The organism is Microcoleus sp. D2_18a_D3 (assembly GCF_036702455.1).
Classification (GTDB): Bacteria; Cyanobacteriota; Cyanobacteriia; order Cyanobacteriales; family Microcoleaceae; genus Microcoleus.
In genome coordinates this window covers 1-19147 of the sequence record NZ_JAUBTK010000037.1, presented here as the reverse complement: position 1 = coordinate 19147, position 19147 = coordinate 1, and the positions used below count along the sequence as shown (strand labels likewise).

The 19147-nt window shown below is 44.4% G+C and carries 15 protein-coding genes; 3 read left to right on the top strand and 12 right to left on the bottom strand.

Annotated elements, in window-relative coordinates:
* Positions 1-25: 25 nt before the first annotated feature.
* Entirely contained in the window at positions 26-325 is a 300-nt protein-coding gene (locus QUB06_RS17840; protein WP_333436401.1) for a serine hydrolase, read from the top strand.
* Between the two features lie 18 nt (positions 326-343).
* Here the strand turns inward: QUB06_RS17840 and QUB06_RS17835 are convergent, their stop codons facing one another.
* Complete coding sequence (locus QUB06_RS17835; protein ID WP_333436400.1) at positions 344-604, bottom strand: hypothetical protein; 261 nt, start codon at positions 602-604, stop codon at positions 344-346.
* Between the two features lie 66 nt (positions 605-670).
* On the opposite strand from QUB06_RS17835, the gene QUB06_RS17830 reads away from it, so the two are divergent.
* Positions 671-1261, top strand: a complete 591-nt coding sequence (locus QUB06_RS17830; protein ID WP_333436399.1) for a ParA family protein — start codon at positions 671-673, stop codon at positions 1259-1261.
* Positions 1258-1503, top strand: coding sequence for a CopG family transcriptional regulator (locus tag QUB06_RS17825; RefSeq protein WP_333436398.1), 246 nt, complete (start codon positions 1258-1260; stop codon positions 1501-1503). Before QUB06_RS17830 ends, QUB06_RS17825 begins: the two co-directional genes overlap by 4 nt.
* On the opposite strand, the gene QUB06_RS17820 is transcribed toward QUB06_RS17825, so the two are convergent.
* From QUB06_RS17820 to QUB06_RS17770, 11 genes are all read right to left on the bottom strand, one after another.
* Positions 1500-1793 carry a hypothetical protein gene (locus QUB06_RS17820; RefSeq protein WP_333436397.1) on the bottom strand — a complete coding sequence of 98 codons (294 nt, stop codon included), beginning with the start codon at positions 1791-1793 and terminating at the stop codon, positions 1500-1502. The genes QUB06_RS17825 and QUB06_RS17820 overlap by 4 nt on opposite strands.
* A 257-nt stretch (positions 1794-2050) precedes the next feature.
* On the bottom strand, positions 2051-4831 hold the full coding sequence (locus QUB06_RS17815; protein WP_333436396.1) for a pPIWI_RE module domain-containing protein: 2781 nt from the start codon (positions 4829-4831) through the stop codon (positions 2051-2053).
* A complete protein-coding gene (locus QUB06_RS17810) occupies positions 4815-8084 on the bottom strand; it encodes a pPIWI_RE_Z domain-containing protein (RefSeq protein ID WP_333436395.1) in 3270 nt (1089 codons plus the stop codon). The genes QUB06_RS17815 and QUB06_RS17810 overlap by 17 nt, the downstream gene beginning before the upstream one ends.
* Positions 8071-9252 carry a restriction endonuclease-related protein gene (locus QUB06_RS17805; protein WP_333436394.1) on the bottom strand — a complete coding sequence of 394 codons (1182 nt, stop codon included), beginning with the start codon at positions 9250-9252 and terminating at the stop codon, positions 8071-8073. Before QUB06_RS17805 ends, QUB06_RS17810 begins: the two co-directional genes overlap by 14 nt.
* 435 nt (positions 9253-9687) lie before the next feature.
* Positions 9688-10416, bottom strand: a complete 729-nt coding sequence (locus tag QUB06_RS17800; RefSeq protein ID WP_333436393.1) for a hypothetical protein — start codon at positions 10414-10416, stop codon at positions 9688-9690.
* Between the two features lie 556 nt (positions 10417-10972).
* On the bottom strand, positions 10973-12013 hold the full coding sequence (locus tag QUB06_RS17795; RefSeq protein ID WP_333134554.1) for a hypothetical protein: 1041 nt from the start codon (positions 12011-12013) through the stop codon (positions 10973-10975).
* Between the two features lie 19 nt (positions 12014-12032).
* Positions 12033-13742, bottom strand: coding sequence for an SNF2-related protein (locus tag QUB06_RS17790; RefSeq protein ID WP_333436392.1), 1710 nt, complete (start codon positions 13740-13742; stop codon positions 12033-12035).
* A gap of 469 nt (positions 13743-14211) precedes the next feature.
* Entirely contained in the window at positions 14212-15807 is a 1596-nt protein-coding gene (locus tag QUB06_RS17785) for a relaxase/mobilization nuclease domain-containing protein (RefSeq protein WP_333436391.1), read from the bottom strand.
* A 65-nt stretch (positions 15808-15872) separates the two neighbouring features.
* Positions 15873-16298 carry a plasmid mobilization protein gene (locus QUB06_RS17780; protein WP_333436390.1) on the bottom strand — a complete coding sequence of 142 codons (426 nt, stop codon included), beginning with the start codon at positions 16296-16298 and terminating at the stop codon, positions 15873-15875.
* An 874-nt stretch (positions 16299-17172) separates the two neighbouring features.
* Complete coding sequence (locus QUB06_RS17775; RefSeq protein WP_333436389.1) at positions 17173-17859, bottom strand: hypothetical protein; 687 nt, start codon at positions 17857-17859, stop codon at positions 17173-17175.
* A complete protein-coding gene (locus QUB06_RS17770) occupies positions 17856-18365 on the bottom strand; it encodes a hypothetical protein (protein ID WP_333436388.1) in 510 nt (169 codons plus the stop codon). Before QUB06_RS17770 ends, QUB06_RS17775 begins: the two co-directional genes overlap by 4 nt.
* Positions 18366-19147 lie beyond the last annotated feature (782 nt).

The window sequence follows — 19147 nt, the reverse complement described above, 5'->3', positions numbered from 1 at the left end:
GCGCCGAATTCCTGGGATTGAATAGATGGAGAAATCCAATAGAAAATTTTCCATTGGGCCAACAGTAACAGGTACTCAATCGAAAACTCTAGCGATCGCCAAAGTCCCTGTCAACATCAAATCCCCGGTAGCGCACAAAACTGGTACGTCGCGTACCGTTGATGGAGTGACGGCTGCAACCAATGATGTTGGACTCGTGACGCTCCCCAATGGACGACATCTGGCGATTGCAGTTTTTGTTTCAGGTTCTGGAGCAAAAACTGCGGTACGGGAGGAAGTCATCGCAAAAGTGGCGAAGGCAGCATGGGACGAATGGAGCAAATAGTTGCTGAAGGTGAAGGTGTTAAGGGGCGATCGCTCTGGCGGTGCAACTAAACATCAGATTCAAAATGCCGATCGTCCAATGGAACTTCAATGTTTGCATTTGCGCGTTGCCATCGATCGCGGCTGGTGTGGCAACCGATGCACGCGCATTCATTCCCAGCCAACGAGTGCCTGGAGACGAACGTACTGGAGATTTGAGAAGAGGATGCGATCGCTCTGGCTGCACTCCTGAGCGTAGAGAATTAGGATGACTTTTTCTAGAAAGCAAACATTTAAACATTCAATTATCTAGACATTCAGATGTTTAGAGTGTAAAATCTAGTTAATGAACTCAGCAGGCTTACCTATGATTGTGACAATCGCCTCATTTAAAGGCGGAGTCGGGAAGACAACCACCGCGCTGCACTTAGCCGCTTACTTGCAGACCAAAGCACCCGCGTTGTTGGTAGATGGCGATCTCAACCGCAGTGCATTAGATTGGGCTGCTCGCGGTTCCCTCCCGTTCAAAGTGGTCGATGAAAAGCAAGGCGTGCGCTATGCCAGGGATTACGAGCATATCGTCATCGATACGCCGGCACGACCTACCCCAGAAGACCTGAAAACTCTAGCTGAAGGGTGCGATTTGCTGATATTGCCCAGCTCTCCCGATGCTATGGCCCTGAGCGCTATGCTGCAAATAGTGGAATATCTCTATTCTCTGCAATCCAATTACCGCATTTTGCTTACGGTCATCCCGCCCGCTCCGAGTAAAGTCGGGGCTGAATCGAGGGCAACCATTGAAAAAGCGGGACTGCCTATTTTTAAGTCTGATATCAGGAGGCTGGCGGTATTTCAAAAAGCTGCCCTCGCTGGGGTTCCTGTAAACGCTATCAAAGACCCTTATGCTAAAGCTGCTTGGGGGTGCTACACCGCTGTTGGAAAGGAGATACTGCCATGAGTCGCTTTGATGATTTACTGAAAGCCAAGAAACTCAAACCCGGTGAACCTGACCTTTCACCCAGTGTGGCGCTATCTAAAAGCAAAGACCCCAACTTTGTTCGGACTACCGTCTATCTGCCAAAAATTCTGCACCGCCAACTTAAATCCGCAGCAGCGCAATCAGGTCAGGAAATGAGTGAGCTGGTGGAAAAGTCCGTAGCTCAATACCTCCAGCAGTTCAATCCCGACGACAGCATTTAAACATTTGGATGTTTGAATGTTAAAGCATTTGACCCCCACTCTAAAAACAAGAAACTGTCTCGCCTTGCGATTCCCCATTCCTTTTTGAGTCGCCCGCACGAACGGTTTACCTGTTGGGGATTACGGTGCTCGATCGCGACAACTATCTCTGTTTTCAGTCGAGCGCTCGAAAAGTTCGACCCCAATGGGAAAGCCCAAGGATTAGATGCTTGAATGTTCAAACGCTTGAATGTTTGAACATCTAGATAGCTCAACGCACAGAATCCCGTAGTGTTAGGCGGTTGCTGCATTCAGTCGGTTTAGTGTCGGGCTGCTGGTAAGCTTGGGATTGACGTGAGAATGAGGGCGGCAGACTGTGAAGAAATTGTGGCAGCGGGGGGCGATCACCAAAACGGAGCCCCGACCGCACGCCACTGTTCGGCTCTACCCCATTTAATCCGGTCTCTGCTGCATAATTACGGTCTGGTTGCGTTTAATCCGTTCTGAGGTTCGGCCTCGGTTACGTTTAATCCGGTCTCGCAAAAACCCCGATCGCAGTTCGCTAAAGTTAAGGCTCGCGAATAGCTTGAATCGGTCGGTAATCATTGAGTCCAGCAGCAAGATGAAGTGGGCCAGGTAATGTTGTAGCACCCAGATAATGAATCAATCCGTAAAGTCGCAGACATTGAACGAAACTTGCCCAATCGCTAAAGCAATCCCCTTCTTGAAGAGTAAGGTTGAGGAAAACGCCGCGGGGATTGTATCCTTGTGCGTAGGGTTTTGGCTTCTTCAGTTCTCCCATATTCTCACCTCTTGTTTTTGCCATGGGTATTAATTTACTCTGCTGAAGAATACCACCACTGCGAGACTCTGGACGCTGATTGCTCAAGTAGTAGTATCCGCATTCAGCATTCTGAGACGAGGGATAAAAAACACCTGCGGTGTGTCCTGCTAATTTATTCCCTTCATCGCAAACGCGATAGAGAGGGACTTCTGATGTATTGGGTGAAATGATACCCGCTATACGAACGTGAGGATACTTTGAAAGAGGGATGAAAGTCATGTTTTTACCTGTCTCCAGGTTTTCACCTATCCCCATAATTTCACCTGTATCAAAAGCAAGAAGGTGCTTGTGCCAGAACTTTTTCTGAAGGAATATTAGCCCCTTCGTGCGAACATTCGCAGCATCAAAGCACAATAACGTTGGTCCTTTGCACTCGGGGAACAAAATGTTAAACACCCAAGATTGAATATTGTTCTTATTGAAATCAAAAGGGTGGAAGTCTTTAGACCCTGATGCCATTTTTACTTGAAAAGTGTGAAAATCCAGCCACTCGTTTAACCCATAAGCTTTGGCAGTAACACCTGTCTTATCCATCCGCACTGCCACCGGCAGATATTTGGTTTTTTCACCTTGGTAGTAAGGGATTACATAGACACCTATACTGGCAACATCCTGGGGAAAATTTTTGGCGTCAAAATGGGGATAAACATAAGCGCCAGCCATTGACAAACCGCTAAGTAGCGTAGCTTCCAAGCGATAGGCGAACTCACTTTTAAGTGACTTCGCTTTAGATGTTTTATCTTCCTCCTTTACAGCCTGCTTTGCAGCCTCCTTTGCCGCCTCCTTTGCCGCCTCCTTTGCAGCCTCCTTTGCAGCTTCCCTTGCAGCTTCCCTTTGCACAAGCTCACTGTTTAAATCTTCTGTAGTTAGAAAATCACTGGTATCCTCTTCATCTTTGGGTTCAAAGTGATCTGTAACGCTGCCCAACATTGCCAAGGCAGGCCGAAAGCAAGGTTTTGGATCTTTAGAAGCATCTCGCCAAAAATGATCTTTGGGAAGGATTTCGACTAAGGTAACTGTTTTTGTATTTTCGGTTGAAAGGGAGAGCTTCTTTTGGAAGTCTTTAATTCTACTCGAACAGTTAGCAGACCAACTGTTCCCTAATAGTTCTGCACCAAGAGCTCCAAGTTCTCGGACAACTACATTACTAATGCCGTACTTTTTTGCAAGTGGAAATATCAGTTTCTCAGATGGCGTGTCTTGTGCTAACAACAGTAGCTTGAGATTAGGGGGGATATAGAAGGGTGGAGTTTTAGGTTCTTCAGCAAAGTGTGACTTGATAAATTTTTCCACCTTTTTGTATTCAGAAGCCGCTTTTGTAAGGGCTTTCCTGTTTTCGCAACGCGAGTAAGTTTCTATCAAAGAAAAGCCGCCCTCAAAAACCTTCTCAAATCGCTTCAGGCAGGCTTGAAGAAAAATCTCATGGTCGATAGGGAACCACCCGACATCTGTATTATGCGATCGCGACATGATATTGCTGTAAGTAACGGCCCAGACAAGTCCATCATTTTTACAGGCAAGTTCATCATTTTTACAAGGAATTTGAATTACATCTTGAGCAGTAAATTTATCTCGAAAATTAAGTTCCTTGACTAAACGCGCAAGATTGCTTTCAAAGTCTATTCCTTTCTCCTTGCCCATATACTTCAATTTACAGGCAGCAAATCTTGTAGATTTCGTAGGTTTGATGCAGACTGTTGCACCTGAACGCAGATATGTAAATTCCCAACTCACCCACCGCTTAATACCACAACCACAAATGATGTATGGTTCTCCACCTGTACTGTAATGTAGAACAAATGTCAAGCGGTATGAGTAGTAATGTGTTGTTGTCTCCTTTTCTTCGCTGTCTTTCTTTTTGCGAGTTTTAACTGCTAGCATTGGAGGCCAGCTAATGACTTCTTTAGCACCAGATTCTGCCGAGACAATTTCGCAAAATTTTACTTTTTCAAATTCTTCATTCGTTCTAGGATTAATCAAAGCAAGAGGACTTCTGGCTACTTCACTTGCTAAAAAATAAGGAATCAAATCATAGTACAAAGAGTCAATTTTTAAGCTGACATCCTTAATTTCCCACACCGGAGTGGGAAGTTGCACTTTTTCGATTTGCAAGTCGCTACCAGAGATAGCATGAATTTTAGCAATGTCATCGTCTGTTAAAAAATTGCACTTCTCAAAGGAGACGTTCAGCCAGGTTTTGACAGCAGTAGCAATACAGGCAGTGTCTATATTGTCAGCCTTGAAATACAGCCAGTTGGCTGTAGATTTTAATCGGAACGCATTTGGAGAAGAGAACAAAATGCCGTCAACCAACAGTTGAAGGGCTTGGTTGAGAGATTCTACTGGTGGCAAGACATAATTTTTCCCCAGCTTAATTTGTTGCAACCGATTAAATAGTTCCTTCCAGTTTTGGGGAACAGTCAGCGCATACAAATCAAACGGGAGCGAGATTTGGGTGGGGACTTGCAACGCAAACAGTTGGATTGGGTTAGATTTTGATGCCATCGATTTTCTCCAATGCACGATAAAAAGGTTCGTAGAGCGATCGCACGAGAGCAAGTTCCCGTGCGTCAAAAGCTGTTCTTGTCTTGCCAAAGTAGGGACGAAGAACATACTCAAATCCCTTGAGTAAGGATTCTTGTTCGGTTTCTGGTTTGTTAACAGCAAGATTGGGTGCCCAGGCGGCATCAATAAACCGAACGAGCGTTGGTTGATTGCCACGAATGGTACGGGCAATTGCCTGCCACGTCAGCACCATTTGGCTCCAAATTAGCCCTTCTCGGACATCTTTCTCTAATCCTTTGTGGGAATATTGCAACACAGTATCGAGACTCTTGAGAAACAAGCGATAACCTTCACTTTTCCAAGTCAAAGCAGCCTCGTGGAGTTTCCCCTCTCTTTCTTGAGCCATTGCCTTTCTTTCTCTGCACAATGCCAAGCGAAATTTATAATCGAGGTCGTCAGCAGAAGGATGAGGACGAACTAAAAAGTAAGCTCCTCCAAAAGCACTCAACCCTTGCTCGTTGAGAATATTTTTACCCCGCCCAATTGCTGCTATTGGTGCAATCAGAATAGCTCGATTCGTTTGAGCAAAATTTTCCACATTGCCCCGCGGAATTAAAGATTCATCTATTTCCTCAAGGGGCGATCTAGCTGTCAAAGCTGCAACCCGCTTGTTCCATTCTCCAAGACTATCAATCGTTAAAATTGCCTTGTAAACAAAGTCAACTTGTTCGTAACTGTTGACATACCAAATCAAACGCTTTCGACCGACCGGGAGAGCGTCAAAATCGCATTGCATTAAGTCAGTTTGACGCAACAGTGATCGCACAATTTGTAACAGTGATTCTTCTTTAGCATCCACCCCAGAAATGCGAACGGGTTTTCCATCAGCCCAATAACAAGGAGAAAAGTAGAAACTACTTTGAGAAATAGCTTCTGTGGCACTGCGTTCTTTCGGACGGAGGAGGTAATCAACTTGGCAACTAATATGATCCACAGGGCTTTGAGGAGCTACGCTTGTACCGGAAAGTAACAAAGCGTGTGCGCCAGAAGTTCCTTCCAAAGCAAACACCTGGGAGAAATTTTCTAAAAGCCAGCGTCCTTGTCCCAAAGCTTGAAAATACCAAAGAGTCAATTGATTTGTCTGCCGTTCTAATTTGAATCCGCAAACTAAACCCGATGCTAATCCTGGTACTAATCCATAAAAATCACGGGGAATGCGATTAAAGAAAACAACATCCTGGGCGCTATCGGCTTGTTCGCCCAGCCCATAAGCTGTAGTGACTGCCTGCTGAAAAAACCAGACGAAGAGTACCAGTTTGAGAAATAAGGCAAATCGACAGCTAAATCCCCATCGATCTTTTATTGTTTTTAACCAACCTTGCTCGGTCAGTTTTTTCTGAATCAGGGAAAGCGTGACCTGCTGTTCTTGATAGTTTTCTTTAGCCAACCTCATAGCATATTCAGCTAGCCAAGAGCTTTTCCAATCACCCCGAAGAAACTCAGCTAATTCTTGGTGAACCGGGTTTTTATCGAGAATAAACGTGCTCTCGTCAGTGTCAATTCCTTGAGATTTAGCTATTTCTAAGACAAAATCTCTTGCCAAGGACGAGCAAGTAAAAAACTGACGCTTGGCTAACCATTCGCTCTCATCAGGTGATAGTTGCAACTGGGTGCAGATGTTATCGACTAGAGTATCGGCATTTTGGATAGCGTGATTGAATTGTCCGAATATTACTTGTCGCAAATCATTTCGGGAGTTGCGGAGTTTCTGCGATCGCGTCCAAGTTACGATTTGGTCGAGAAAACCATTACTTCCCCTTTCTATAAGTTTGATAGCTGGTAGAAAAGTAGAGTCTAAATTAGCTTGAATTTTGTCGCATTCGTCAAAAAACACAACGCTGCAAGTACGATACATCAATTCGTAATAATTAATTGATTGCGGACTGACGTGAGGTAAAGGGCGAGTAAAAATAGCGGCAGCTACGGTGGTCAAAATTACCTGAGCATCTGCTAGTTGATTGGCATCTAAATGTCTGGGACATTGCCCGATTAAAGGACAGATTCTTTCATACTCGGCTTGATTACTACCTTGATTACTGCCTCGATCGCTACTTTGATTACTACCTCGATCGCTACTTTGATTGCTACCTTGATTGCTACCTTGATTGCTATCTCGCTCCTCTCTAATTGGTCTTAAATCAAAGCAAGGAGGCGATGGGGGAACTGAAGGTTGAAAATAACTGCTTAAAGGACAAGCTGTTGACAAGTGTTCAAAACCATCTAGTCCGCCACTGACACTATGCCAGTTTTCTAGATGAGCTTTTCGATTCCTTTGACCGATGACAACTGACACCCGCACTCCGGCTTTTTCCAAAAGTGTCGCCATTCTCAAACAGGTGACAACTTCGTTAAAGACCGCGCCAACTCGGTGTCCTTTCTTTATTAGTGCTACGGTTAGGATTTCAATGAGTGTGGATTTGCCAGCATTGAGTAGTCCAACTAGATGTTTTACTCCATCGAACACGAGCGTATCAGTAGCAGCAAACCCCATTTCTTGGAATTGTTCGAGAATGATTTTTTGTAAGTGTTCCTTTCTATATTTGTCATCGCTGAAGAGGTCTAAAAGCTCTGCTGCTGACTCCATTTCTGCTCGCGTAACGGAGATCGCTTCTTTATGTTCGCGGTGCAAGGAGATATTATGACCCTCGTAGCGGGGAAAATCTTGGGGAATTCTGACACTGTAAGCAGATTCTTGAGACCGAAACGAATATTCCTTACCAGATTCGGCGTATTTAACGGTTCGAGTGCGATACTTCAGTTTATTGCTCAGCAAGTCCTCAAAGCGCTCGAAACGGTTGCCCCAGACGGCAGGCATGGGTTTACGAGAGAACCGATAAGCATCATCAATCTCATAACCTCGATACTTGGAAGGAATCTGTCTGTATGCCCTGACCGACTGCTCTACAGTATCCTCGTTTGATAAGTAGTGCAGGAGTTGCCTCAAATTGAACAGCGTTCTTTTTGCTTCTGCCGTGTTCGTTAAAGCTATCAAGGGCGGAAACAAATAAAATCGACTGGAGATGAGCAACCAAACAGAAGTAGCCGTATCGAGTTCTGATTGAAGACCGAGCTTTTCAACGGCAAACAGAGCAAATTCCACATCGAGCAAGGCTTCAATTTGGTCTCTCGGGAGGTTGGCTTGTTTTTGTAGTGTGGCGATCGCTCTAGTTCGCCAAGATCTAGTGTCTCTCATGTTCTCTCTTCCTTTTTTTAGTGCGAGAGGTAGTTTTTGAGGGGGACGTGTTGCTGTTATCTGTAGGCGGCGTCCCCGTCATCCGTTGCACGGGAAATTTCTCTAATTTCTTTTTGGCTAAGGCGAAAATAGCATCATCAAAAACTGGTTTTACATCCTGAGTTCGCCAGCGTGATTTAAGTTCTTTGAGATAAGCCGGACGATCTTTCTTGCGTTCGTTGGGAATGACAATATAGGCTTCATCCCAAGGCGGATCTTTGGGAATGGGCTCGTCGCCCAGGCGCTTTACTAATAGGTAGGGATTAAAGTAATCTTTGAGATCCAGCGCCCAAACTTTGCCGTCAGGAAACGTTACCCGCAAGTCGTAGCGGTCTCTCTCTGGGTAAAGCTCAACCTGTAGCCCTAGTTCTGTTAATTTGTCGTACAGTCGAATTTCTGCTCGCCCTGGGTAAAACCAAAAGCGTTCGATGCCGCGTTTGAGCTTGAGAGAATCGCTCTCAAGCTTGACTTTTTTCTTGAGTCTCCGCCCAGGCGGACAGCGATTGCAGTTGGGATTGGCGATGGCTTGTCCCCTACTATCTACTGCACTCAGTGCGTGACAGTAGAGGCAGGCATAGAAGTTTCCCTCCAACTGGTAGCACAGGGGCGCCCCAACGTAGCACTCCTCTAGCAAGTCCGACAGTCCAATCCCCAGTCCGAAGTCGCCTTTAGCCTCTATTAGCTCCCGATCTGACAAAACAGGATGCTCGACAATAAACCTGCGGAACTTTGTATAAATTTGTGCCCCTTGTGAGTGCGCTTGGCACCGTTGCAGCAAGATAGTTGCTATTCTGGACTGCTCTTGAGAAAGGGTGCTTCCACCAAAGGCTTCTGCCAGCTCGATGGTTAGCTCCGTCGGTTCTCCAAAGAACAGCAATGTATCTGAGCCATCGAGTTCTCCGTCAACTTCTACTCCCCATTCTTCAAAAGGCTTTTCGCACCAATTCTGGTAAAACTCCGGCACGCTCGCTGGGGCCGAGCGTGACTTGTCTGCCAGTAAAAACACCAAAACAACCTTGTCGTAACCCAGTTGCAGGTCGAGAGGGTAAGGATAAAGCCTCCCCTGACGCTGAGAAATCTGGATTAGACCTGCGGAAATCTGCTCTAGTGTGGGTAGTCCGAGCTTCACCGAGTTTACTACCTTAAAATATACGTTTTTTATAAGTGTAACTTGTTTTTTGCGGTTTGGATATGGAAATATCTAAAGAATTTGAGATTGTAAGGCGACTTTGAAATCCTTGCTGCTACTTAAACACTCCTGGTTCGCATAGTGGCGGCCTACGAATTGGTACTCTCCTGACGCTCATCCCCCATGCATGCATTGAGCCGCTAGCCCTGTCAAGCTGCGAGCGACGTATTTACGTCATTCTAGGTGTTCGCGATCGGCGAACAAGCAAGATTTATTCTCTCGCGAGTAAGGAAAAGAATCAGATCGATCCCAAGGTGGCAAACAAATGGAAGGTATTTGAGATCCCCTTCACCACCAGCCACGCGGGTTGACATTGAGCCGGGATACACGGCTCAATTTTACACGGATCTCGGCTTAATGCCGATAACGCTTGCACTACATAATTCCGACACCAGGTTTGATATCGCAAATAGCAACCTGAATCACCCAAATCCCAGCCAATTCTTTTGCGACTTCCCCCGCCGTTGGCTTTAACAATTCCACTTTCTCTACTTTCAGGGGAATGCCTGCCCATTCGGAGCATTTGCAGTTTTCGGGAAGAATTTGGCCGGACATCTTTCTCAAATCAGCATTGGTATCAGATAAGGTGTCTTGGATTACCCAATCGCGCCTAGCTGGCATTTTGTCTAAGTCCTCGGGGCGAATCTGCATCAGAACTAAAATGTCTTTTGGCGCGTCTTCCGATTGACAATAGTTGCGATTGAGCGTGTTGTAAAACAAGTTTTCAATATCGCTTGGACAGTGATAGCGTTCAGTTTCAAAGCGAATAGAGTAATCGCGCATTTCGGCTAACAGTTTTTCTGAGTTATGTAACAGTTGCTCTAAATTCTGTGACTGTTGTTCTAGCTTGTGCACAGAAAGACTGGGCGAAGAAAGCTGCGCCTCTGACTTGTTTGTTAATTCCATCTGCCGTTCGAGCTTTTGCCCCAAACTTTCGTCCGCATCCCCTAACACTTTTTGTCTTTGGCTGGAAGTTCTCTGAAGACTGTTCAAAAAGTCGCCTATTAAGGTGAGCAATTCTTGTTCTGTCTCCTTGAATAGTCCATTTTTTTTCTGGATAGCATGGAGCTTTTTAATTAATTTTTGCAACTGATCTTCGTTCACGGTTACTCCTCCTGAGTTTCAGCAATAACCTCACATTCAAAGTATTGTAGATCCAGTAGCAGCCAGTTCCGAAAAAATAGGTTGATACAGCGAACTAGAAAACGGTTGAAAACCTCCCCCTCCCTGAACAGCCAAGTGACAAAGTAATCGGAACGCTTGCGGTGCCGGCGACAAATTGACTTGCTCAACCACAATTTGTACCCTTTCAGGGTCCTGGTACAGCCTCAAAAAATCAGAGTCCACCAAATACTTAGGACAATTGCCAACTCGACAGCCATCGACTGTTGATGGGGTATAGCCGAGATACGCGCTTTCCGAGGACATGACGTAAAGTTTTGTAAATATAAGACAAAATGACTTGAAGTAGCAAAGCCTGAAATGTTTAGCAGTAAAAGATGGACGCTTTTTGGGTCTGTACGAGGGCAGAGTAGTAATACTACTCTGCTCTAGCTGACTGAGTGTTGGCAGCTTCTTTAGGCGGAAGGGACATTGAAAAGCGGCATTGTTACAAAACTTTACGTCGTGTCCTCGGAAAGCCCGTATCTCGGCTCAATGCCTATCTAGTCCAAACTGTCGGGGAGATAATTTTAGCTGATAGATCATCTAAATAGAAATCGTAAACAGGTTCTCCTGATAATTCACAGCAAAGAGGTTCAATAATTTTAGTGAACGGATTCCAAACTATTGTTACAGTCCGTTTCGTTTTCTTTCTTTGCAACTCACATTGAATATGTACTGTAGGTAGATGGATAATCATTGCACTGTGCAACCAAGCTTCTACACTCATTGCATAACGCTCTTGGATATCTAACAATTTTCGATCTAGCTCTCTATTAGTAGCTTCAATTCGAGCTAATTCTTTGTCTAATTCATCACCAATCAAATTTTTTAACTCAATCTTGTGGCGAATCCCAGAGCTAATCGTGTTGTAATAATCCTTGAGTCTTTCTTCATCCCTAGCTCTTGCTCTTGTTAATTTAGCCTGCCAATTATCTAAAGATTTTCCAATCAATATTCCACTTTGATGTTCGATTAACTTCAACAACTCATCAAAAGGAATAGAAAATGGTGTTTCTTGATTATCCACATCCATTCTGTCAGACTCCCAAAATAAAGCATCCCCAATTTGTACTGGTGTTACTCCTGTTATTTCATTGATAATAAACGAAACTAGACCAATCCTTTTTTCTTCGGCATTCGCTGTGTAAGCCACATTACATAAAATGTAGCGAGTGGTTGATGGTTTAGCATCTACAAAACGAATTAACCCATTTTGAGGTTTGAATCTCTCTGGTATGCTTTTGTCAAATCCCGTAGCTTTTAGATAGCCATCAAATTTTACACCCAAGGCACTAATCTGCCCTTTGACAGCTAATAGTTCAGATAATTTATTTAATACTTCTGAATGATAAGTAACAAAAACACTTTGAGGTACATCAGTGATAGTTGTAAAAGTTACTTCTTCTGGTAGAGAAAGTAACGAGGCTATGTTTTCATTTAACAGCGCATTTAAAACGTGTTCCCCAGCCGGTTCAGCTATTCCGTCATGGAGAGCTACAATTTTTTCTAAAGTAGTAATTATTGGGTCTGATAACATATTTAATCAAATCAATTTTTCAAGCTTCAAAATCTTCGCCAAAAATCTGTTCATCCAGTTCTTGAATTTGCTCATATTGTTTTTGGGCTTTCAACAAATTATCTGCCAATTGCTCAAAGGCTCGATCTAATTCGGGTTTAACTTGATGCTTAAGCCAGATATCCATGACAACTTCACTAAAGTCAAATTCATCATCCACATTGCCTAAAATTGTTTCAATTTCTCCGACTACCAGTTCAAACATATTAATTTTGTCGTGCAGTATCCGCAGAATATACTCTTCGATACTGCCTTTGAGACAGAAGTTAAAAATAAAAACATCCTGGGTTTGTCCGATGCGGTGGATACGACCAATGCGCTGTTCAATTTTCATTGGGTTCCAGGGCAGGTCATAATTAACGATCGCATTAGCAAACTGGATGTTACGTCCTTCTCCCCCTGTTTCCGATGCTAAGAGTACAGAAACATTATCCCGAAATGCGGCTATAGCCTCATCTTTCTGTTTAAGGGACATTCCGCCAGTAAATTCTGCAAAGGGGATATTTTCCGCTTGCAGCGTTTTAGCTAAATAGGTGCTAGTTGCTTTATGGGTTGTGAAAACTAAGGTTTTCTGGCGAGATTTGGAGAGCATCTCTACTAAGGTTTTTGCTTTCTCGACCTGCTTGACTTGGGATGCTCGTGCAGCTAAAGACTTCAGTTCTTCATCGGGTAGGCGGATAGTCAGTTGCTTGAGGGAGTCAGCTAAAGCATTAGGGGATGAACCCGCTCGCATTAGCAAATTAGTACGGGAGAGTCTGTCTAGTTTGTCCTCTGAAGAACGTAGATACTTGCTCAAGTCTTGGTAAAGTTTCTCCTCTCCGGCTGCCGGGGTAACGGTAATTGTGGTGGCGAAGCGTTTGGGCAGTTTGACATCTACTAGGGCACGGGTATTTCGTACCATAACTTCCCGCATCAGAGTGCGTAACTTTTCGGGATTTTTAGGGACTCGTCCATTCTTGGAATTGACGTATTCTTTTTTAAAAGCGGCTTCTGTTTGTAGCAGTCCCGGTTTGAGGAGGGTTAGCAGATTAAACAGTTCCACAAGGGAGTTCTGCACTGGCGTAGCAGTAAGCATGAGGATAAACCGCTTATTGAGGGCGTTGACCAGTTTCCAGTTGAGGGTACTGCGATTTTTTAGATGGTGTGCCTCATCGACAACAACCAAATCCCAAGTACGACTGGTGACGTGAAGATAATGTTTAGCAGACTTAGCCGTGTTTAATGAAGCGATAATTCGCGGATTATTTGTCCAAAATTCGTCTATCGGTTGTTGTGGGTCACGGTTATCTGTGGTGATAGTAGCGATATTAAATTTGTCACTTAACTCTGATTGCCACTGGGAAACTAGGGATGCCGGAGTTAACACTAGGATGGACTTTACCATCCCCCTAGCTAAGTATTCGGCGATGATTAGTCCCGCTTCAATGGTTTTACCCAATCCGACTTCATCCGCTAGTAATGCCCGTCCACCCATTTGTCTGAGGACTTTTCGGGCTGTTTCAATCTGATACCAGTATTTGTCGATAGCAGTTAATGTGGGTAGGCAAATGAGTTGGTCATAGTCTGCCATTACCGAGAGGTTAAACAGGTCTAAACGCGCTTCGTAGAAGTTAAGCGGGTCGTATTTACCAGCTTTCAGGGCTTCTAAGGCAGTGGAAGGATTGAATTGAAATGTATAGTTTTTTTCCATATTTATAGTTTTTCCTTACTTGGTCTGCTAAACAGACCTGTCCGCTAGCCTAAAAGCTTTGCTAGGTAATAAGTGTAGTCATTATCCTTAGCGTTTGAGGCTAAGAATACGGGCGACCCACGGCTAGAACCCTTTATTGTACAGCCAAGTTATGATGCTTGGTAGTGATACGGAAGTAGTGGTGAGACATAATCCTTGTCCCATAAGCAATACGGAGGACAGTTTTAGATCTAGTCGAGTCTCCGAAACCCTTACTGGCTATATGCTGGACTATTTTTTCAAGGTTTAAGTAAGCGCGCACTCGTTTCAGAAAATGCGTAAAAAATGGCAGGGCTTCCTCGCCCTCGGCTTACAGGGCCGTTAAAAAACTGTCCGAAGTATTGATCAACAGGTTTTATCAAACATATTGATTGATTTTATGAACCTAAGCACTTTGTTTAAATTCTAGACAAATTTAAGGTAGCAACAATTAATCCAGTTCGATGTCTTGGATGCGCTGTTTATAAGGTTGGTTATTTGGTTGAATATTTTGCTCTTCTTGCTCAATTAATTGTATCCAGATATCATTCCAACTTGACTGTGGATTAACAAGTTCTGCATTCGGTAGCAGCGCAAGCGCATTTCGAGCGAGCTGATAATTTTCTGCGAGCGCTATAATAACGCTATCGAGTTCTTGTAAAAATTGTCTAGGCAGTTGTGAAGCTCGTTCAATTCCTAGGTAAATTGTGGGGGGTGCTGTTGCAGAGTTATCCTGGTTATTTTCCTGTTCAATAAGCAAAATTGAAAGAGCTTCTATTGGGTTACAGGCAATCACAGCTCGCTCAATTTCTCCTGTAGTGGCTACCCAGAAAGCAGCTTCAGATGACAGAGGATGGGTTGTAGTAAAGTTGCCTCTTTCATCGAGAACAAAAGCGAACCGGGCTTCCCCGTCAAGCGTCCGTGCCGTAAAGACAGCCTTTTCTGAGCCGGCATACAGCCAAGAATGAGAGTGCAATAAATTAAGCAATTCTAAAGGTAAACTGTACTCGACTGCTAGATGCGAACGCACTTTTTGCCACTGAGTTTCATCCCTTTCAGGCAGGATTGATAATTGCAACTCTAACTCATTTGCTGTTGCAGGAATTGCAGGTGTAGTTGTTTCTAGCTCAGATTGTGACGACTCTAACTCATTTGCTGTTGCAGATAGGGTTGCTACTAACTCGGATTGTGACGACTCTAGCTCATTTTCCTCTGCCTCACTGGGGGCGATAGCTAAGTGTTGTGGCTGCATTAAAGCCTCAATTAGGGCGTTATCTCGCCCTTTGTCATAGCTAACGCCTCGATGCTTCTGCAATCCAGAAAAAGTGTAGGCTTTACCCAACTGAGTACCACTTAAAGCGACTTCATCTAAATTGTAAGAAATGCCTTTACTGAAGCCAGTTCGAGTCAATCCGACTTGCACCTCTACGGCTTGTTGCTGCAACCGCTCAACGAATTCTGGCATACTTGGGTTGTCTTGGGTGACTTCATCAATTAGGTCTTGCAATTGCACCCTGACGCTCTTGTTTCCCTTGCTTTTTAATTGCCTGTGTTCTCCTGTAGTCTGAGCCCGCTTGTCTGTTTCCCAACTGGGTGTAACAGTTTCCAGGTTGTAGTTCCGTTCGAGCTGGCGAATAGTTTCTTGGCTTTTGTAATAGTCCCAGCTATCGTCAACAACACCTCCATCTAGGCAAATGCGACTGGCGACGATGTGGATGTGGTCGTGTTCTGTATCGCTGTGCTTGACAACTGCATACTGGTTGTTGTCAAATTCCATCGCTTTCATGTAGTTGGCTGCGATCGCCAGCCAGCGTTGGTCATTTTCTTCAGAATCTTCTAGTTTTTCGGTGCTACCGACAGATAAAGTGGCGTGAAAAACTGCTACTTTCAGGTTAGGTCTTAGTTGTCGGGCGATGGCAAATTCAGCAGCCAGTTCTTCAGGAGTTTGTCCGCACATAGTACCGCCAATTAGAGTGGCGTCTTTTTTGCCCAGCACGTAGTTTAGACAGCCCCGAAAGCCTGTACCTTTGATTTGTTTGCCAATCATAACCGAAAAGCCGTCAGTTGTACAGAATCGATTGCTCAGGCGGTAAAGCTGAGGGTTGTTAATAATTAGCGTACTGTAGATTTGGCGAGGTTTGCAACTATTGTTTTAATTGCACCCCCGTTCTCTCGAATGAGTTGCTGTACGCTTTTTAAGAGTCCTGTATTGACAACAACTGGTTCTCCCAGTGCCCTAGCACTATTGCAAGCTTTAGAAATTTGATTGAGGTTGTTTCCTGCAATTCTCAATTGAGCATCAATCTTGCATAAAAGTTGATAGGCTTTCAAGTCAAATGCAGCGAGAGGGCGCGGTATGGCTCTCCTCAAAGCTGCACGGCGCATGAAGTCGCTCATGCTCAAATTGACTTGCTCTGCTCTTGCTTTAATTTGATTGTAGTCAGAGTCAGACAATCTTATTTCCAGCCGACTTGAAAGTCTCTGATTTGGCTGGTTTGACTGATTTGGCTGACTTTGAGGCAAATTTTTGAGCTTCATAACCATGATAATAGTTGAGTTTATCTCATTTTATAAATCTATAACTACTTTCAACTTCACCCCAAAGAGGAAAATAGGGGCGTAAAGTGACCCCCGCCATTTGAGGATAACTTGGTTGCGATCGTCGCTACTCAATAACTGACAATCTATCCATTTGCTTAAAGTGTTTGCTCGACAGGCGAGGGCGTTGTCAGCTCCTTTCTCCCTTTCATTTCTTATAGCTGTATAATATTCAGCTTAATTTGTATTACAGTTAGCTACATTTGTCATTAAAGCTTAAGAAAGTCTTAAACCTGACCAGGCGGCTAAGATTCCGCATTCATGAGGTGCATTGTTTTTATTTAAAAGTAATAAATAAAGCTTTGTACGGACAAAAACATTGCTTGCTACCAATTGAGAACAGCCATAACCTGCCTCAACAGCCAAAGGCAGTCCTTGCACAAAAAAGCAGCAATTTAACCGAAAAAGTCAGGCATTTGCAGGATATTTACAGGTAAATGCAGGTAAAGTGCACCCCCTGCAAATACCTGTAATCTCCCTGATTTTATACTGCAAACCCCTGACTTTATACTGCACTTGCCTGACTTTAGCTGACGCAACAATTAGCTAATTTTTTAGCGTTTTTAACAACAAGTGGATTGACTTAATAGTCAAGTTGTGGCATCGGAATTGAATTAAAAATCAAGTTGAGCAAGTGTGAGAAAATTGGCGGTAGCTAAAATTTATGAAGCGATTTTGTAGCGTAGTACCCACTATGCCAGCAATAAAGTTGAGGATGGACTATCTGGTTTTTGCGTTCCGAGCCGGGCTGTTTGCGAGTGTAAGGCTTACCTCGATCGAGTGTCCGCTGCTGTCTATTGCTAGCAGTTAACTACTAAACTACCATCGCCAGCCTTTCAATTCTTTCCAATAGCAAGCGAGTGCGACCTGAAGTTTTAGCAACGGGTGAGAGGAAAGCAGGCGCGATGGAGCACAGATTTTCCAGCTCGGCTCGAAACCATCCTGATAAAAATGCTTTCACTTCTTCGTCAGCTTGTTGCACTTCCTCGAACAAACTAGAACGCCCGTCCAGCAATGCCACAATGTCTTCAATATCAGAACTAAAATAAAAGTTACCCCCACCTCTACCAATGAAAGCTTCTATTTTGGAGGCGAGGAGATAAGGCGTTGAAAAAATTAGGATTTGCCTACCACTTGGAAGTTGGTAGCGAATAGAATTAGCAATACCTGGCCTGTACCAGCGGTTAGAAAACCCCAGCACCGACTCATCGCACGGCATCACATCAATTGAAATGCCCTCATACTGCCAGCGACATAGGGGTGCACCTGATTCTGTACTCTCTTGAAGCCCAAGAGTTCGCAACAAGTTCGAGAAGTTGTAATATTCAGCTCTGGACGTGATTTCCACAACACAATCAACATCATCGGTGGGTCGAATGTCGGGGGCCGCAGCTTCATCGAGGTAAAGCGATATTGTTGCTCCTCCTGTGAAAACGATGGTAGTGCGTACTTGAGAGAGTACCCTGGCAACTATTTCCAGCATGAGTATCTGCGGGTTCATAGAGCGACGAGCCTTTTTTCAAGTTCGCCGATTGCCAAACGTTGCTCCCGCACCCGACCTACCCTCAGTGCATCAATGAGGCTGAGCAAGGCGTAGAGTTCTGGATCGTTACTAGCAGCTTGGGGGACTGAGCGGTACAGAGGCGCGATTGCCTGCCCTCTCACGACACCTTGAGGGTCAGGCCAGACGTAAACCTCAGACGGTGAAGCAACCAGCTTGCTTTTCAATGGCTCAGCAGAATGTGCAGTTGGCAGTCCCCGCGAGAGGGGGCCTGGCTGGGCGTAGAATACATAGCGCAACCCGTGAACCAAGAATTCCAACACCGCTTGCTTCAAAATTTTCCGCTCGGAGCCATAATACAGACCGGCAGCTTCAGAACGCTCAAGGGCAGCATGAACTTCTGATGCGCTCATGCCCAAGCTTTGAGCGAGAGAACTGTACGTCCAGTTCGTTGAATCCCAACTGTGGACTTTGAGTATTGCAAGGATATCTTGGGGTTTTAGCATAGCGGATGAGCGAGCGCATTGTTTCCTTGTTTCCTTTATTCTACATTCGCGAATAGCGAATAATCGAGATGTGGCGACTTTAATTTAATGTTCGGCGCTCGTTGAAGGGCGTGAGTTATTTCGGGAGTACAGCGATAGCTTGTGCCTGAATTGCGGTTGTAGGAGCGATCGCACTATAAGTTTCAGAAAACTTAGCCACAACTTTCCTTTACCGATATAAATATATCGCTGAACATTGCTATTGCTACGACTCATTCCTGCTTTTTGTGCAAGCTTCCTCTCTGGCATAAGTTTGAGTTTTCATGCGTTTTTTGCTGCGAATAAGCCCCCAAAATCAGCTAAGAATTAAGTTGAGTTTGCACAAGTTTACTCGCACATTCTCCGAAAAAACAGCAAAAAACGCAGGAAAAGGCATGAAAACTCAGCCCCAAAAAGTTAATTTTGAGGTTTTTTACCGTGACGGTACACTTAATATCAATTTAATAATTGAACAGCAAGCTCTACACTCCAATTTTAGGCAAATGTAGCAGAGGCTCAAAAGTGGTAGCATTTATCGCAAGCTGTACTTTCACAATTGAGCAAGCCGAACTAATTGAAAAGCTGTTAAGGTTGCCTAAAAAATAGCGGCCTCGTTATTAGCCATTCAGCTATTGCATATTAATGTATCGGAACAATGGCGGTAGCGTTTTTCTCTTTTTGAGTTGCAGTTCAGTTTGTTTGGTTTTATTGAAGGCAGTGCTACCGCACGGTTGTACTTGATTTCAGAGAGAGTGCGCGAGCCG

Excerpts from the sequence above, each read along its gene's own strand:
- QUB06_RS17815 (WP_333436396.1), bottom strand. The coding sequence starts at position 4,831 with ATGGCATCAAAATCTAACCCAATCCAACTGTTTGCGTTGCAAGTCCCC.
- QUB06_RS17780 (WP_333436390.1), bottom strand. The coding sequence starts at position 16,298 with ATGAAGCTCAAAAATTTGCCTCAAAGTCAGCCAAATCAGTCAAACCAG.
- QUB06_RS17835 (WP_333436400.1), bottom strand. The coding sequence starts at position 604 with ATGTTTAAATGTTTGCTTTCTAGAAAAAGTCATCCTAATTCTCTACGC.
- QUB06_RS17775 (WP_333436389.1), bottom strand. The coding sequence starts at position 17,859 with ATGAACCCGCAGATACTCATGCTGGAAATAGTTGCCAGGGTACTCTCT.
- QUB06_RS17840 (WP_333436401.1), top strand. The coding sequence starts at position 26 with ATGGAGAAATCCAATAGAAAATTTTCCATTGGGCCAACAGTAACAGGT.
- QUB06_RS17770 (WP_333436388.1), bottom strand. The coding sequence starts at position 18,365 with ATGCTAAAACCCCAAGATATCCTTGCAATACTCAAAGTCCACAGTTGG.
- QUB06_RS17810 (WP_333436395.1), bottom strand. The coding sequence starts at position 8,084 with ATGAGAGACACTAGATCTTGGCGAACTAGAGCGATCGCCACACTACAA.
- QUB06_RS17825 (WP_333436398.1), top strand. The coding sequence starts at position 1,258 with ATGAGTCGCTTTGATGATTTACTGAAAGCCAAGAAACTCAAACCCGGT.
- QUB06_RS17785 (WP_333436391.1), bottom strand. The coding sequence starts at position 15,807 with ATGATTGGCAAACAAATCAAAGGTACAGGCTTTCGGGGCTGTCTAAAC.
- QUB06_RS17790 (WP_333436392.1), bottom strand. The coding sequence starts at position 13,742 with ATGGAAAAAAACTATACATTTCAATTCAATCCTTCCACTGCCTTAGAA.
- QUB06_RS17795 (WP_333134554.1), bottom strand. The coding sequence starts at position 12,013 with ATGTTATCAGACCCAATAATTACTACTTTAGAAAAAATTGTAGCTCTC.
- QUB06_RS17820 (WP_333436397.1), bottom strand. The coding sequence starts at position 1,793 with ATGCAGCAACCGCCTAACACTACGGGATTCTGTGCGTTGAGCTATCTA.
- QUB06_RS17830 (WP_333436399.1), top strand. The coding sequence starts at position 671 with ATGATTGTGACAATCGCCTCATTTAAAGGCGGAGTCGGGAAGACAACC.